General features: G+C 63.7%; 12 protein-coding genes. 4 read left to right on the forward strand and 8 right to left on the reverse strand.

Annotated features, from left to right (window positions below; genetic code table 11):
- The first annotated feature begins 34 nt into the window (after window positions 1–34).
- Entirely contained in the window at window positions 35–1,174 is a 1,140-nt protein-coding gene (nadA, locus tag RC54_RS11130; RefSeq protein WP_058897547.1) for a quinolinate synthase NadA, read from the forward strand.
- On the forward strand, window positions 1,171–2,076 hold the full coding sequence (gene nadC, locus RC54_RS11135; RefSeq protein ID WP_058895317.1) for a carboxylating nicotinate-nucleotide diphosphorylase: 906 nt from the start codon (window positions 1,171–1,173) through the stop codon (window positions 2,074–2,076). Before nadA ends, nadC begins: the two co-directional genes overlap by 4 nt.
- 24 nt (window positions 2,077–2,100) lie before the next feature.
- Here nadC and RC54_RS11140 read toward each other — a convergent pair whose 3' ends face one another.
- The 6 genes from RC54_RS11140 to RC54_RS11165 all read right to left on the reverse strand — a co-directional run bounded on the left by RC54_RS11140 (window position 2,101) and on the right by RC54_RS11165 (window position 10,715).
- Window positions 2,101–4,362 carry a patatin-like phospholipase family protein gene (locus RC54_RS11140; RefSeq protein ID WP_058895318.1) on the reverse strand — a complete coding sequence of 754 codons (2,262 nt, stop codon included), beginning with the start codon at window positions 4,360–4,362 and terminating at the stop codon, window positions 2,101–2,103.
- Window positions 4,363–4,396: 34 nt separating this feature from the next.
- The gene (nadB, locus tag RC54_RS11145) at window positions 4,397–6,001 is read right to left on the reverse strand and encodes an L-aspartate oxidase (RefSeq protein WP_061789198.1); all 1,605 of its coding nucleotides are present in this window, start codon (window positions 5,999–6,001) and stop codon (window positions 4,397–4,399) included.
- A gap of 215 nt (window positions 6,002–6,216) precedes the next feature.
- On the reverse strand, window positions 6,217–7,428 hold the full coding sequence (gene purT / locus RC54_RS11150; protein ID WP_061789197.1) for a formate-dependent phosphoribosylglycinamide formyltransferase: 1,212 nt from the start codon (window positions 7,426–7,428) through the stop codon (window positions 6,217–6,219).
- A 277-nt stretch (window positions 7,429–7,705) separates the two neighbouring features.
- Complete coding sequence (locus RC54_RS11155; RefSeq protein WP_061789196.1) at window positions 7,706–8,005, reverse strand: AtuA-related protein; 300 nt, start codon at window positions 8,003–8,005, stop codon at window positions 7,706–7,708.
- A gap of 1 nt (window position 8,006) precedes the next feature.
- Window positions 8,007–9,371, reverse strand: a complete 1,365-nt coding sequence (locus tag RC54_RS11160) for an acyclic terpene utilization AtuA family protein (protein ID WP_061789195.1) — start codon at window positions 9,369–9,371, stop codon at window positions 8,007–8,009.
- Window positions 9,372–9,413: 42 nt separating this feature from the next.
- The gene (locus tag RC54_RS11165; protein WP_058895321.1) at window positions 9,414–10,715 is read right to left on the reverse strand and encodes a CitMHS family transporter; all 1,302 of its coding nucleotides are present in this window, start codon (window positions 10,713–10,715) and stop codon (window positions 9,414–9,416) included.
- 196 nt (window positions 10,716–10,911) lie between these two features.
- On the opposite strand from RC54_RS11165, the gene RC54_RS11170 reads away from it, so the two are divergent.
- Entirely contained in the window at window positions 10,912–11,901 is a 990-nt protein-coding gene (locus RC54_RS11170) for a LysR family transcriptional regulator (protein WP_058895322.1), read from the forward strand.
- A 42-nt stretch (window positions 11,902–11,943) separates the two neighbouring features.
- On the opposite strand, the gene RC54_RS11175 is transcribed toward RC54_RS11170, so the two are convergent.
- The gene (locus RC54_RS11175; RefSeq protein WP_058895323.1) at window positions 11,944–13,605 is read right to left on the reverse strand and encodes an MFS transporter; all 1,662 of its coding nucleotides are present in this window, start codon (window positions 13,603–13,605) and stop codon (window positions 11,944–11,946) included.
- Here RC54_RS11175 and RC54_RS25615 point away from each other — a divergent pair.
- Window positions 13,604–14,065 carry a hypothetical protein gene (locus tag RC54_RS25615; protein WP_208652675.1) on the forward strand — a complete coding sequence of 154 codons (462 nt, stop codon included), beginning with the start codon at window positions 13,604–13,606 and terminating at the stop codon, window positions 14,063–14,065. The genes RC54_RS11175 and RC54_RS25615 overlap by 2 nt on opposite strands.
- A gap of 94 nt (window positions 14,066–14,159) precedes the next feature.
- Here the strand turns inward: RC54_RS25615 and RC54_RS11180 are convergent, their stop codons facing one another.
- Window positions 14,160–15,362 (reverse strand): TIGR03364 family FAD-dependent oxidoreductase, encoded by a 1,203-nt coding sequence (locus RC54_RS11180; protein WP_061789194.1) that lies wholly within the window; start codon window positions 15,360–15,362, stop codon window positions 14,160–14,162.
- Between the last annotated feature and the right edge of the window lie 48 nt (window positions 15,363–15,410).

Consider the following 15,410-nt stretch of genomic DNA (forward strand, 5'->3'; position numbering starts at 1 on the left):
CCGTAACCGCATCAGCACCGTATTGTTGACCGCCATGCAAGCAACAGTAACCAAGGTCGTCGAGTTCGAGCGACCGCAAATGGAGAGCGGTGGCAGTTGTACCGCCAATGCGTGGGCCAAGGTACCGGCCACGCCCAGCCCCGAGGAACGCGCGCAGTTGAAAGCGCGCATCCGCCAACTGCTCAAGGAAAAGCAGGCGGTGCTGGTGGCGCACTACTACGTCGATGGCGACCTGCAGGACCTGGCCGAGGAAACCGGCGGCTGCGTCTCGGATTCGCTGGAGATGGCGCGTTTCGGCCGTGACCACGCCGCCCAGACCCTGGTGGTGGCCGGTGTGCGCTTCATGGGCGAGACCGCCAAGATCCTCAGCCCCGAAAAGCGCATCCTCATGCCCGACCTGGACGCGACCTGTTCGCTCGACCTGGGTTGTCCGGCCGATGAGTTCGCCGCCTTCTGCGACCAGCACCCGGACCGCACCGTGGTGGTCTATGCCAATACCAGCGCTGCCGTGAAGGCGCGCGCCGACTGGATGGTGACCTCCGGCATCGGTCTGGAAATCGTCCAGCACCTGCACGCTCAGGGCAAGAAGATCCTGTGGGCGCCAGACAAGCATCTGGGCAGCTACATCCAGAAGCAGACCGGCGCCGACATGCTGCTGTGGCAGGGTTCCTGCCTGGTGCATGATGAGTTCAAGGGAGTGGAACTGGAGTTGATGCGCGCCGAGCATCCCGACGCCCTGGTGCTGGTGCACCCGGAGTCGCCCGAGGCAGTGGTGGCGCAGGCCGACGTGATCGGCTCGACCTCGCAACTGATCGCCGCCGTCCAGAATTCGGCGGCCCCGGCCTTCATCGTCGCCACCGACAACGGCATCCTGCACAAGATGCGCATGGCCGCGCCCGACAAGCGTTTCATCGATGCTCCCACGGCCGGCAACAGCGCCACCTGCAAGAGTTGCGCGCATTGCCCGTGGATGGCCATGAATGGCTTGCAGAACCTCCTGCACGTGCTGGAAACCGGCGCCAACGAAATCCACGTCGATCCCGCCGTGGGCAAGCAAGCGGTGCTCTGCATCGACCGGATGCTGGACTTTGCCGCCCAGCGCAAGGCCAAGGTACGCCCCTCAGCACGCCTTGAAGACGAACAGCAACTGTTTGCAGGAATCGGCCCCGCATGACTCTTCACGCCCTCAAATCGGCCTCGACCATTGCCGCCAGCAACCTGCGCAATCCCTTCGGCCCCTTCGATGCTGCCTTGCACGCGGCCTTCGACGCCAACGTCAACCAGGCCATCGCCGAGGACGTGGGCGATTGCGATTACACCGGCCTGCTGGTGCCCGAAAACGAATTCGTCAAGGCGCGCGTGATCGTGCGCGAAGTGGCTGTGCTGTGTGGCGCGCCCTGGTTCGAAGCCGTCATGACCCGCTTGGATCCGCGTCTGCAAGTCAGCTGGGCCTATGCCGAAGGCGACCTGATGGCCGCCGACAGCCAAGTGTGCAGCATCGAAGGCCCAGCCCGCGCCTTGCTGACGGCCGAGCGTGGCGCGCTCAATTTCCTGCAACTGCTTTCGGGTGTGGCCACGGCTACCCGTCGCTACGTGGAGGTGGTGCAGGGTACGGGGGCGGCCATCCTCGATACCCGCAAGACCCTGCCGGGCCTGCGCCTGGCGCAGAAGTACGCGGTGCGGGTGGGGGGCGGCGCGAACCAGCGCCTGGCGCTGTATGACGGCATCCTGATCAAGGAAAACCACATCGCTGCCGCTGGCGGTATTACTGCCGCGGTGGCGGCCGCGCTCAAGCTCAATGCCGGCGTGAGCATCCAGGTCGAGGTGGAGAGCATTGCCGAACTCGATGAAGCGCTGCAGGCCGGGGCCCAATCCATCCTGCTGGATAACTTCTCGCTGGAGATGATGCGCCAGGCGGTGGCGCTCAATGCGGGGCGGGCGCTGCTGGAAGCCTCGGGCGGCATCAACATGCAGACCGTGCGCGCCATCGCCGAGACGGGCGTGGATCGTATCTCCATCGGCAGCCTGACCAAGGATATCCAGGCCACCGATTTTTCGCTGCGTGTAATCAGCTAATCACCGCGGGGCGGATCAGAATAATCAGAACACCCGCCCCAATTGCAGATACACATTCCACACCCCTTGCTGCCCCAGCGCCACGCCGAAATAGAGCGGGCCGATCGGGCTGGTGCCGCCCAGGAACAGGCTCATGCTTTTCTTGTAGGGGCCATCGCCGAAGGCGTCGCGGCTCTGCCAGACGTTGCCCGCTTCCAGGCTCGCTCCCAGTACCGGCTTGCGCAGCCCAGGCAGGCTGTAGTCGGCCAGGTCGCGTAGCCAGGTCAGGCGGCCGTACAGCAGGTAATTGCCGAAGAATTGTTCAGGTGCGTAGGCCGAGAGATGCTGGAAACCGCCCAGTGTGAAGCCCAACCCGGCGCTGTTGGCCGACAGGCTGCTGGCTGCCTCCAGGGCTAGGTTGAGAGTGTTGCGGTCACGGCTGACGGCCCACAGGGTGCGCGCCTGGGCGTTGGAGAAGCGCCGCTCCTGGCTGCCGAAGCCGCGATTGGCTTCTGCCGACAGGTAGTAACCCTGGCGCGGGAAGAGCACGTCATCCAGCTGATCGATGGTCAGCCTCATGCGCGCCACCGGCTGGCTGCTCTGGTAGGAGGCGAATTGCAGGCCGCTGTTGGGCGGCAGGTTGTAGGTGGGTGAATATTTGACGTGCTGGTAGCTCATGCCCAGGCGCAACTCACCCAGGCGCGACAAGGGCAGGCCCAGGTCCATGCCGCCGATGGCCGAGTCGATGCGGTACTGGTTCACGGGCGAGGCCTTGACGTCGCTGCCGTCCAGGTAGATGTCGACGTAGCGGCGACTCAGTTCCAGGTAGGGCGCCAAATAGGCGCCGTAGCTACCCCAGATCGGCTGTCGCAGTTCGCTTTGCAGGCTGGCGCGTTTGTTGCCCAGCACCAGGTCATTGCGCCACTCCAGGCCACTGTCGTTGATCCAGGGATAACGGTGGCCGATCTGCAGGTTGAAGCCGCCCTGGCCATTGAAGCTGTTCGAGATACCCAGTCCGAAGAGCAGGTATTGCGGTCCCCAGGATTTTTCTTCGGCATCGATCACCAGCACATGCCGGCCATCGGGACGGGTCACCAGTTCCTGGGTGACGTTGTTGAAGTCGCCGTGGGTGGACAGTCGCGTCAGTTCCTGGTTGATCTGCTGGCCATCGTAGCGGTCGCCTTCCTTCACATCGAGGCGGCTGCGCACATAGCTGGCCGGAATATGGCCCCCGGTGCGGATCTCGATGGCGTCGATGCGGGTATCGGCGGCCAGCGCCAGGCTGCTGTGGCTGCGTGTCTGCAGGTAGGCCTGCCATTGCTGTGGCGTCAGCGACAGTTGCAGCAGGCGCGCATTCTGGCGTTGCGCTGCATCCCAGCCGGCGTTGATGCCATCCTTGCCGCGTGCGAAGTCGGTAAAGGACATGCCCGTCATCTGCGGTTCGATCAGGATATCCTGCGCACCCAGCAAGGCCTTTTGCGCCTTGACGTTCTGCTGAATCAGGATGCCCACCATCTGCTGCGCCACCGCAGTAGGCGATTGCAGTTGCGCGGCGTCCTGCAGCGGCGTGGCGATGTTGACTGCGATCACCACGTCGGCCCCCATGTCGCGTGCCGTCTGCACCGGTAGATTGCTCACCAGCCCACCATCGACCAGGGTGCGCTGGTCGATGCTGAAGGGCGCAAACAGCCCTGGTACGGCCATGCTGGCACGCATGGCGCGCGGCAGGGAGCCGTGGTCCAGCACCACCTCGGTGCCCAGGCTCAGATCGGTAGCCACCGCCCGGAACGGGATGGGCAGGCGGGCAAAGTCGATGTTGGCCGGCAGTTGCGCGGTCCAGTTCTGCAACAGGGCCAGCAGGTTGTTGCCCTGAACCAGCCCGGAGGCCAGCTTGAGCTTGCCGTCATCGAGGCCGGCTGAGAGCGAGATCGGGTACTGGAAATCGTCTTCCCGCTGCGATTGCGGCAGGCGCGAGCGCTCCGTGCGGTCGAAGGCGATGTCGGAGAGATTGGTGACGGCCAGGCGGTGTTCCAGTTCTTCGGCGCTCAGACCGCTGGCGTAGAGACCGCCGATGAGCGCGCCCATGCTGGTGCCGGCGATGCAATCGATGGGGATGTGCAGTTGCTCCAGATATTGCAGCACGCCCAGGTGGGCATAGCCGCGGGCACCGCCACCGGAGAGCACCAGGCACACGCGCGGCCGATGTGCTCCGGTGCTGGTGGCTGGCGGCGCTGACGGCTCGGCCGAACGCGCCGAGGGCAGAATAGCTGCCAGCAGCAATGCGCACAGGGCAGGGCGCATCAGCATCTGCGGCGGTAGCCGGAGGGAATTGCGCACGATCTCACTGTCGGCCAGGCAGGATGGTCGGCGTGGCACGGGGCAGCGTGCGCGGGTAGTCCTGACTGAAGTGCAGGCCGCGACTTTCCTTGCGCGTCAGCGCGCTGGAGACGATCAATTGCGCCACGTCCACCAGGTTGCGCAACTCCAGCAGATCGCGCGAGATGCGGAAATTGGCGTAGTACTCATCGATCTCTTCCTTCAGGAGCCGGATGCGGTGCTGGGCACGTTCCAGACGCTTGTCGGTGCGCACGATGCTGACGTAGTTCCACATGAAGCGGCGCAGTTCATCCCAGTTGTGGGCGATCACCACTTCTTCGTCGGCGTCGCTGACGCGGCTCTCATCCCACTGCGGCACCTCGGTCAGGCGCCAGGTGCCGGCGGCCAGTTCCTGCTCGATATCCGCGGCCGCCGAGCGGCCCAGCACCAGGCATTCCAGCAGCGAATTGCTGGCCAGCCGGTTGGCGCCATGCAGGCCGGTGTAGGCCGTCTCGCCCACCGCGTACAGGCCCGGCAGGTCGGTGCGCCCGGCCATGTCGGTGACCACGCCGCCGCAGGTGTAGTGCGCGGCCGGCACCACCGGAATGGGCTGGCGCGTGATGTCGATGCCGAACTCCAGGCAGCGCGCCTGGATGGTCGGGAAGTGCTCGGCGATGAAGGCCGGGCTTTGGTGGCTGATATCGAGATCGACGTGATCCAGGCCGCGTTTCTTCATCTCGAAATCGATGGCGCGCGCCACGATGTCGCGCGGGGCCAGCTCGCAGCGCTCGTCGTGCTCCGGCATGAAGCGCTGGCCTGCTGCCGCCCCGGCCGAGGCCGGCAGCTTGAGCAGGGCGCCTTCGCCGCGCAGCGCCTCGCTGATCAGGAAGGACTTGGCATAGGGGTGATACAGGCAGGTCGGGTGGAACTGGATGAATTCCATGTTGGCCACCCGGCAGCCGGCGCGCCAGGCCATGGCGATGCCGTCGCCGGTGGCCGAATCCGGGTTGGAGGTGTACAGGTAGACCTTGCCGGCGCCGCCGGTGGCCAGCACCGTGCGTGCGGCGGCAATGGCGATGACCCGGCCGCTGGCGGTATCCTGCACGTGCACGCCCAGGCAGCGCGGCTCGGCCTTGGGATCGAGCTTGCGGGCATGGATCAGGTCGATGGCGCAGTGATGTTCCAGCAGGGTGATGTTGGGGTGCGCACGCACGCGCTGTTCCAGCGTGACCTGCACCGCGTGGCCGGTGGCGTCGGCAGCATGGATGATGCGCCGCTGGCTGTGGCCGCCCTCGCGGGTGAGGTGATAGCCCAGTTCGGCGCTGTCGTCGCGGGTGAAGGGCACGCCCTGGGCGATCAGCCATTCGATGGCCTGGCGTCCATGTTCGACGATGGTGCGGGTGGCGCTTTCATCGCACAGACCGGCACCGGCCACCAGCGTGTCATCGATGTGCTGGGCGTGGCTGTCGCTCGAATCGAGCACTGCGGCAATGCCGCCCTGGGCCCAGTTGCTGGCACCATCCAGCAGTTCACCCTTGGAGACCACCACCACCTGGTACTTCTCGGCCAGATGGAGTGCTACGGAAAGACCGGCCAGACCGCTGCCGAGGATGGCGACATCGCACTTCATGATCGTGAGCAAAGCTGCTGTTGTGGAGGGAGACGTCGATTATAACCAGTCGTGACGTTCATATCGTTTATATCGTTTTGAAGCCAACGATGGGCCACAGGAGGCCTTAAACGAAGCAGGCCCCGATTTGCATCGGAGCCTGCCTAGGGCCTGTTCCCATTCAATCGCACTCGCAGATTGAATGGGAACAGGCCCTACTGGTGGATGGCCGGGTGTTATTCGGGAATGACCGGCTTGACCTTGGCCGCAGCCTGCTTGGCACGGATGCGGGCGGTCTCGACGTTGTCCCCGGAGGCCAGGGCCACGCCCATGCGACGGCGGGCGAAGGACTCGGGCTTGCCGAACAGGCGAATGTCGGCACCCGGAATGCGCAGCGCATCGGCCACGCCATCGAAGGCGATGCCACGGGCTTCATGCTGGCCATAGATCACGGCCGAGGCACCCGGGGTCTTCAGGGCGGTATTGACGGGCAGACCGAGGATGGCCTTGGCGTGCAGTTCGAATTCGCTCTGTACCTGGCTGACCATGGTGACCATGCCGGTGTCATGCGGACGCGGGCTGACTTCGGAGAACCAGACCATGTCGCCCTTGACGAACAATTCCACCCCGAACAGGCCCAGACCGCCGAGGTTTTCGGTGACCTTGCGGGCGATGTCGCGAGCCTTTTCCAGGGCCGCATTGGGCATGGGGTGCGGTTGCCAGGACTCGACATAGTCGCCCTTGACCTGTACGTGACCGATGGGGTCGCAGAAGCTGGTGATGGTGTCGCCGTTCTCGTTCAAGGAACGCACCGTCAGCAGGGTGATCTCGTAGTCGAAGTCGATGAAGCCTTCCACGATCACGCGACCGGAATCGACGCGGCCACCGGCGGCGGCGTAGTTCCAGGCGGCTTCGATCTCATCGGCGCCATCGATCTTGGACTGGCCCTTGCCGGAAGACGACATGACCGGCTTGATCACGCATGGGAAGCCGATCTGGTCGATGGCAGCCTTCAGTTCTGTCAGGCTGTCAGCGAAGCGGTAGGGCGAGGTCGCCAGGCCCAGGGTTTCACCGGCCAAGCGACGGATGCCTTCGCGATTCATGGTCAGCCAGGCGGCGCGCGCGGTCGGGATGACGCGGGCACGGCCGGCTTCTTCCAGCTTGACCAGGGTTTCGGTGGCGATGGCCTCGATCTCGGGCACGATCAGGTCGGGTTGCTCCTGCTCGATCAATGCGGTCAGGGCGGCGCCATCGGTCATGTTGATGACATGGGCACGATGCGCGACCTGCTGGCCGGGCGCGTTTTCGTAGCGGTCAACGGCAATCACTTCCACGCCCAGGCGTTGCAGGGCGATGATGACTTCCTTGCCGAGTTCGCCGGAGCCCAGCAGCATGACTTTGGTGGCGGAGGGGGACAGCGGTGTGCCGAGTCGGGTTGGTTTTTTCATAGCAGGGGGAAAGAGTCAGCGGGGGCGCTGATGCAGTGCGAGAATTGAATCACGGGCGGACGATACCAAATCTTGCCCCTTTTGGACAGACGCAATGCGGCTTGTTTTGGGGAAGGAAATTGGCGAAAAATTGCCTATTTTTCCTTTCGGAAACTTCTTCCCGCGTGATGTCAGAAACTTCTTAGATAAAGCAGCGTAAAGAGAATAAATTTGCCTAAATATGTCTAATTCAATCGATCCCGCTGCGTGGGAATGAGGGGTCGATTGTCAGCGTCCTTCAGAGTTCGATTTCCAGCATCACCCCCGACAAAGCCTTCCCATGCGCATCCAGCGCCAATGAACGGGTCACGCCCCCGCCCAGCGCGCGCTGCATGACGAAATTGAGCGCTCCAAGGTGTGGCAAGGCATGGCGCACCACTTCCCCCTGCACGATTGCCGCAAAATGCGCCCGCACCCGCTCGGCGCTCAGTGCGCTTTCCAGCCGGGCGTAGTCTTCGATGCGGTAGGCGATGACGGAAATATTGGAAATGTCGCCTTTGTCCCCGGCGCGTGCGTGGGCGATGTCTCTGAGCAGCATCTCAAGCCTCCTCGATATGAACGGATGTGTGTACCAGCGTGCGCGGCAGCAGCAGCGACAGCACCGCGATGACTTCGCGCGCCGACTTGGTGGCGCCGCCGCCGCCGGCCGGGCCATTGGTGTAGAGCGTTTCGACTTCATTGCCGATGCGTAGCGCCTGCTTCATGCTGGCTGTGCGGCCGGTCACGCGCAGCCGGACTTCATTCGGTTCCGGCGCGGCAGCTGGCTTGGCCGGGCCGCCGATGGCATTGACGCCGATCAGGTCAAAGCGCAGTTCCTGTGTCTCTACGCCGGTCAGCGCCAGCCGCTCGCGCACGATGTCGGCCGCCAGTTGCGCGCGCGCCTGGGCGCCCGTTCCGGCATAGGACATCTGGCCTTCGCCGATGAAGCTGTCGCGATAGCCCAGTGTGGTCTTCAAGGTCGCCGGTCGCGCGCGGCCACGTGCGCCCGTCACCGCCACGCGATCCGCGCCCAGTTCGGTGATCTGTACCTGCGAAAAGTCGGCGATCACGTCCGGCGTGAGATAGGCGCTGGGATCGTGGATTTCATAGAGCAGTTGTTCCTTGCAGGTCTGCGCCGTGACCTGGCCGCCGGAGCCGGCGACCTTGGTGATGACGGCACTGCCATCGGCGCGCACTTCACCGATGGGAAAGCCCAGGCGCGCCAGAGCGGCCACATCCTTCTTGCCAGGGTCGGCGAAATACCCGCCCGTGATCTGGCCGGCGCACTCCAGCAGATGGCCGATCAGCGTGCCTTGGCCCAGCTTGTCCCAGTCATCCATGGCCCAGCCGAATTCATGCACCAGCGGCGCCAGCACCAGCGCCGGATCGGCGACACGGCCGGTGACGATGACCTGGGCACCGGCTTGCAGGGCCTCTACGATAGGGGCGCTGCCCAGATAGGCATTGGCCGAAATGAGCCGGTCACCCAGGCTCGCCACCGGCTGGCCATTGTCTTCGATCCTGAAGTCGCCCTCTTGTACTGCCTGCAACACATCGTCACCGATCACCGCAGCCACCTTCAACCCTGCCAGACCCAGTTCGCGGGCGATCTCGCGGATGCGTTGGGCGGCGGCCAAGGGATTGGCGGCGCCCATGTTGGTGATGATGCGCACGCCTTGGTGGGCGCAGGTCTTCAGGACTGCGTGCATCCGCTCGGCCAGCAGCGGGTCGTAGCCCTTGCTCGGGTCGGCCAGGCGCGCCTGCTGTCCGATGGCGATGGTGCGCTCGGCCAGGCATTCGAAGATCAGGTAATCCAGCTGGCCTTTCTCGGCCAGTTCGGCGGCCGGTTCGATGCGGTCGCCCGAGTAGCCGGCACCGGCGCCGATACGGATGGTACGCACGCTACGTTGCGGGTCGTGGGTCATGCAATGCTCCAAAAGATGTCAGTGCTCATCGCGGGTCGTGCTTCAGAACAGCGGGAACAGACCCAGCACCACGCAGGCAATGGTCATCACCACCGAGGCGCCGAAGAGGAAGGGGATGGTGTATTTCTGGTGGTCGGCCAGTTCGATGCCGGCCAGGCCGCAGACCAGGAAGGTGGCGGGGGTCAGCGGGCTGACCGGGAAGCCGGTGGTCATCTGTCCCAACAGCGCCGCCTGCGCCACCTGCAGGGTGGGCACGCCCAGCATGTGGCTGACTTCGGCAATCACCGGCAAGACGCCGAAGTAGAAGGAATCGGGGTCGAACAGCAGTGACAGCGGCATGGACAGCAAGCCCAGCACCACCGGGATATGCCCCGCCATCTCGGGCGGCACGAAACCGACCGCCGTCTTGGCCATGGCCGAGAGCATTCCCGACTTGGTCATGATGCCGGTGAACACGCCCGCCGCAAACAGGATGCTGGCCATCAGCAAGGCGGCCTTGGCGTGGGCATCGATGCGCTCGCGCTGCTGGGCCACGTCGCGATAGTTGAGCATCAGTGCCAGTACCACGCCGATCATGAACATCACCACCGGATCGACCTTGCCGCTGATCATTACGCCCAGCACGAAGAGGGTGAGCACGATGTTGGCCCAGAAATTCTGCGGGCGGCGGATCTTCAGTTGGGCCTCGGTCAGCTCATGCTGCTGCACGAAGTCCACCGTGGCGCCCTGGCCCAATCCGAGGCGGCGTTCTTCCTTCAGGCCCAGCAGGTAGGAGGCGATGAATACGAACGCCAGCCCCACCAGTTGCACCGGCACCAGCGGCGTGAAGATATCCGAGACCGGGATGTGCAGCGCGGCCGAGGCGCGGATCATCGGCCCGGTCCAGGGCAGGAAGTTCACGCCGGCCGCCATCGAGGCCACACAGGCCAGGATGCGCTTGTCGATGCCCAGGCGCGTATAGAGCGGCAGCATGGCCGGGATGGTGATGAGGAAGGTCACCGCGCCGGAGCCATCGAGGTGGATCAGCAGGGCCAGCAATGCGGTACCCGGCACGATGCGGGTCGGGCGGCTGCCCACCGTCTTGAGGATGCGGCTGATGATGGGGTCCAACATGCCGGCATCGGTGACGATGCCGAAGAACAGGATGGCGAAGACGAACATGCCCGCCACCGGCGCAATGGCGGTCACGCCCTGCACGATGAACTTCGAGGTCTGCAAGCCGAAACCGCCGACCAGCGCGGCGATGATGGGGATGGCGATCAACGCCACCAGCGGCGACATCTTCTTGGTGAGGATGGCCGTGAACAAGGATACGATCGTGACAAAGCCGAGCAGGGCTAACATGCGTGTCTCCGTTTTTTGTGTGATGTTCTTGTTGTGTCAGCACATCCAGCACGCCGTTTGTTGTTCTCGGCTTGGTTCCGTTAGGAGCTGCGGGAAGTGAGCAGGGCGAGTGTAGGTGGCGGTGGATTTTGTTGTAAAGTCGCTTTTTTCGATTGATTGACCGGCTTTTACGCATAATCATCCCGGCCCCGACACCATGCAATCCAACATCTCCACCCGCCTGCTGCAAGCCTTCCTGGCGCTGGCTGATTGCCGCCATTTCGGCCACGCGGCCGAGCGCTGCCACGTCTCGCAATCGGCCTTCAGCGCCATGATCCAGAAGCTGGAAGCCGCGACCGGTGCGCGCCTGTTCGAACGCGACACGCGCAATGTAAGCTTGACCCCCGAAGGTGAATTGTTCGTACAGGTCGCGCGCCAACTGGTGACGGACATTGAAGCCGCCTTGGCTGACATGAGCGATTACGTGGCCCGGCGCAAGGGCAGGGTGGCCATTGCCGCCTTGCCCTCACTGGCGGCGGGCTGGTTGCCGCCGGTGCTGGCCGATTATCGGCAGCGCTATCCGGGCGTCACCGTGGAATTGTTCGACGCCATCTCTGATCATTGCCTGGACCTGCTGCGCCAGGGCAAGGCCGATATCGCCCTCACCGCCGCGGGGCCAAATCTGGTGGAGTTCGATACCCGTGCGCTCTGTTCGGACCCGTTCTACCTGGTTTGCCGCCAGGACCACAAGCTGGCCGGCAAGCGCCGTATCAAGGTGGCGCAACTGGCCGGTTGCGAGATGATCCACCTGGCCCGCTCCACCAGTGTGCGCCAGCATCTGGATGCAGTACTGCGCCCCGGTGGCGTGATCCATACCGGGCTGGAAGTGGAGCACCTGGCCACCGTCGCGGCCCTCATCGAAAGCGGCCTGGGGGTGAGCGTGGTGCCGGAGTTGACCCTGTTCCAGTTCCGCCTGCCCAAGCTGGTGGCGATCCCGCTGGAGGCACCGGAATTGCGGCGGCCGCTCTTGATCGTCACGCCCAAGGAACGCAGCTTGTCGATGGCGGCGCAGGGCTTGCTGGAGCTGGTGCGGCAGAAGGCGGAAGGACGTGCGCCGGGCGATGACGGCCGCAATGACAAGGGCGATGCCCCAACAAAAAGCCCCGCGACCAGGCGCGGGGCCATGAAAAAGACCGGGCGGAAATGATTTCCGTCCGGTCCAGGCTTGTTGCAGTCAGGTCTGATGCGGTCAGTCGTGGATATTGTTACGCACGGTTTCCTTGACGAACAGCATACCGATCACGAAGGTGATCAGGGCGATCACGATCGGATACCACAGGCCGTAGTAGATGTCGCCCTTGAAGGCCACCAGCGCGAAGGAGGTGGTGGGCAGCAGGCCGCCGAACCAGCCGTTGCCGATGTGGTAGGGCATTGACATGGAGGTGTAGCGGATGCGGGTCGGGAACATTTCCACCAGGCAGGCGGCAATCGGGCCGTAGACCATGGTCACGTAGATCACCAGGATGAACAGCAGCAGCAAGACCATGGGCTTGTTGATCTGCTCCGGATCAGCCTTGGCCGGGTAGCCTGCGGCCTTGATGTCGTCAGCCAGAGCCTTGGACAGTTCCTTGTCCTTGGCGGCAGCTTCTTCCTTGGACAGGCCGGTAGCGTCATAGGAGGTGATGATGCGCTCGCCGATCTTGACGGTGGCCACCGAACCCGGGGCACCAGCCACGTTCTGGTAGTTCACCGAAGCAGCCGACAGCTTGGCCTTGACGATGTCGCACGAGGAAGTGAACTTCTTGGTGCCGGTCGGGTTGAACTGGAACTGGCAGCTGGCCGGGTCAGCGGTGACGATCACCGGCGACTTTTGCAGGGCGGCTTCCAGCGCCGGGTTGGCGAAGTGGGTCAGGCCGTTGAAGATCGGGAAGTAGGTTACGGCGGCGATCAGGCAGCCACCCAGGATGATGGGCTTGCGACCGATCTTGTCGGACAGTGAACCGAAGAACAGGAAGAAGGGCGTGGCCAACAGCAGAGCAGCGGCGATCAGCAGGTTGGCGGTGGGGCCATCGACCTTGAGCGTCTGGGTCAGGAAGAACAGGGCGTAGAACTGGCCGGTGTACCACACCACGGCTTGACCGGCGGTCAGACCCACCAGCGCCAGGATCACCAGCTTCAGGTTCTTCCACTGGCCGAAGGCTTCGGTCAGCGGTGCCTTGGAGGTCTTGCCTTCAGCCTTCATCTTCAGGAAGGCCGGCGACTCGTTCATGGACATGCGAATCCACACCGAGATGGCCAAGAGCAGGATCGAGACCAGGAAGGGAATGCGCCAGCCCCAGTCGGCAAAGGCGGCTTCACCCACCGAGGTGCGCACGCCCAGGATCACCAGCAGCGACAGGAACAGGCCCATCGTGGCAGTGGTCTGGATCCAGGCGGTGAAGGAGCCGCGGCGGCCTTCTGGTGCGTGCTCGGCCACGTAAGTGGCCGCACCGCCGTATTCGCCGCCCAGCGCCAGACCCTGCAGGATGCGCAGGATGATCAGGATGATCGGGGCGGTGATGCCGATGGAGTTGTAGTTGGGCAGTACGCCGACGATAAAGGTCGAGGCACCCATGATGAGGATGGTCACCAGGAAAGTGTATTTACGACCGACCAGGTCACCCAGGCGGCCGAACACCAGCGCGCCGAACGGGCGCACGATGAAGCCGGCGGCAAAGGCCAGCAGGGCGAAGATGAAGGCGGTATTGGGATCGGTGCCGGCAAAGAACTGCTTGGCGATGATGGCGGCCAGCGAGCCGTAGAGATAGAAGTCATACCATTCGAAAACGGTGCCTAGCGACGAGGCGAAGATGACTTTCTTTTCCTCCTTGGTGATGCCGCGCGTCGTCGTATTGACGGATGCTGTGGTCATGTTTGTCTCCTTGGTTTTAATGAATGTGCTCATGCATGGTGTGCAACCAGGTACTCGGGCAACGATGCAACAGATGGTCGAATGGGGCGTTATGCAAGAACGCACCGGAAGAGCAGAGTTTGAAGAACCGACACCCCCTGGCTTCCCCGGTCTGACACAAACCGCGATATTGGCTTCGCATTGCTTGCGTAAGGACCCACTTGTCCATGCGCCGAGTGTGCGACGCCAAGCTTACGCAGGACTTGCTCCAAACTTACACAAGCTTACAGCGCAGCAAGCCTGTTTTCGGTTGCGACGCAGCAGGGAAAGCCGCTTCTACCAAGGCTTTGCGGGTGTCGGGGGATATTGCGCCGCAGCGACATGCGGGAGTGATTGCGCGTTGGGAAAAGATGCCAGAAAAAAATTTTCTGTCAGGAATGAAGGTGGGCAAGTGAAGTATCTTGCCAAACAGGCGGCTTAGCGGGTTGCCCTATTGGCCGCAAGGGCAGATCAGATGGGTGGCTACGAGGCGGTACGGCAGCGTTGGCCACCGTACCGGGTACAACCGCAGTCAATCACGCCAGGGCGGTCGCCGGGGCCGGTTGGGTGGATGGCGTGGGCAGGCTGTCGCCTTCCAGCAGCGCCTTCACGACACGCTCGCCCAGGCCCAGTCCGACGCTCATGCCGATGCCAGTATGCATCAGTACCACCGAAGTGTGGTCGTCGATGGCCAGCGCCGAGAACGGACCGGGGCCCTTGCTGCCATAGACCCCTTGCCAGCGCTCGATGACCTGCACGCGGGTGTCCAGCGTGTGTTCGACCAGGCCCAGCAGCAGTTGGTCGACTTCTTCGCTGTTGAACGGCGGCGAATCGGTGCCGTAATGGTGCGAATCGCCGACGATGAGCTCTTGATAGGGGGTCGGGCTGACCAGCAGGTGGATGCCGTGCTTGTTGAGCAAGGGCGTCTTGGCCTCGATCTCGGCATGGACTGCGCGCGCGGTGGGCAAGTCCGAGAAGGCGCCGTAGTGGGTGCAGGACAGGCCGGTCAGCACGGCATGGGTCAGCGGTACTGCTTCTTCGGTCTTGATGCGCAGCATCTGCAGACGGCACTGCTTCAGATTCATCGGCTGCAGGCGGTCGGCGAAGAGCGTCAGGTAATCGTGGCCCGAGCAGACCACCACGCGCTCGGCATGGAATTGACCGGCGGTGGTTGAGAGGCGACCATCGGCCGTGCCATGCACCAGGGTATTGAAGCGGAAATGCACGCCCTGCGAATGCAGGTAGGCCACCAGGGCTGGCATGGCTTCGCGCGAATACAATTGCAGGTCTTCGGTGCCATGCAGGGCCGAGCGGTGATGGCTGAAGCGGCCATTGTAGAGGGCATTGAGCTTCTCGCCTTCCAGGAGCGAGGCGCGGTAATCGTACTGACGCGCACGCACGGTCATGAATTCCACCAGCACATCGTGCTCTGCTTGGCTGCGGGCAAACAGCAGGGTGCCGGCTTCACGGGCACTGAAGTGGGCGCGCGCGGCCAGGTGCAACCAGATGGCGCGGCTTTCGCGTGCCAGGTCGAGCATGATGCCGGGCGGCTGGCCGGTCACCAGGCCCATGCCGAAATTGCGCACGGAGGCGCCCAGCGGAGTGCCGGTGCGTTCGAAAACGGCGACCTTCAGGCCGCGCTTGACGGCCGCATAGGCGTGCGCCAGGCCGAGGATGCCCGAACCGACCACGGCCAGGTCGAAGTGTTGCGGATCGTGTTCTGTGGGGGAAAGCGTCATGGGGGACTCCATAAGATACGGTTGCCAGATGTCGTGATGCCTGTTGTG

The organism is Herbaspirillum rubrisubalbicans, assembly GCF_003719195.1.
In the GTDB taxonomy this organism is placed as follows: domain Bacteria; phylum Pseudomonadota; class Gammaproteobacteria; order Burkholderiales; family Burkholderiaceae_D; genus Herbaspirillum; species Herbaspirillum rubrisubalbicans.

What these genes read in the sequence shown, in the direction of transcription:
- nadC (WP_058895317.1), top strand. Translation starts at nt 1,171, where the DNA reads ATGACTCTTCACGCCCTCAAATCGGCCTCGACCATTGCCGCCAGCAAC.
- nadB (WP_061789198.1), bottom strand. Translation starts at nt 6,001, where the DNA reads ATGAAGTGCGATGTCGCCATCCTCGGCAGCGGTCTGGCCGGTCTTTCC.
- RC54_RS11170 (WP_058895322.1), top strand. Translation starts at nt 10,912, where the DNA reads ATGCAATCCAACATCTCCACCCGCCTGCTGCAAGCCTTCCTGGCGCTG.
- RC54_RS25615 (WP_208652675.1), top strand. Translation starts at nt 13,604, where the DNA reads ATGTTTGTCTCCTTGGTTTTAATGAATGTGCTCATGCATGGTGTGCAA.
- RC54_RS11155 (WP_061789196.1), bottom strand. Translation starts at nt 8,005, where the DNA reads ATGCTGCTCAGAGACATCGCCCACGCACGCGCCGGGGACAAAGGCGAC.
- RC54_RS11140 (WP_058895318.1), bottom strand. Translation starts at nt 4,362, where the DNA reads ATGCTGATGCGCCCTGCCCTGTGCGCATTGCTGCTGGCAGCTATTCTG.
- RC54_RS11175 (WP_058895323.1), bottom strand. Translation starts at nt 13,605, where the DNA reads ATGACCACAGCATCCGTCAATACGACGACGCGCGGCATCACCAAGGAG.
- purT (WP_061789197.1), bottom strand. Translation starts at nt 7,428, where the DNA reads ATGAAAAAACCAACCCGACTCGGCACACCGCTGTCCCCCTCCGCCACC.
- RC54_RS11165 (WP_058895321.1), bottom strand. Translation starts at nt 10,715, where the DNA reads ATGTTAGCCCTGCTCGGCTTTGTCACGATCGTATCCTTGTTCACGGCC.
- RC54_RS11160 (WP_061789195.1), bottom strand. Translation starts at nt 9,371, where the DNA reads ATGACCCACGACCCGCAACGTAGCGTGCGTACCATCCGTATCGGCGCC.
- nadA (WP_058897547.1), top strand. Translation starts at nt 35, where the DNA reads ATGCAAGCAACAGTAACCAAGGTCGTCGAGTTCGAGCGACCGCAAATG.
- RC54_RS11180 (WP_061789194.1), bottom strand. Translation starts at nt 15,362, where the DNA reads ATGACGCTTTCCCCCACAGAACACGATCCGCAACACTTCGACCTGGCC.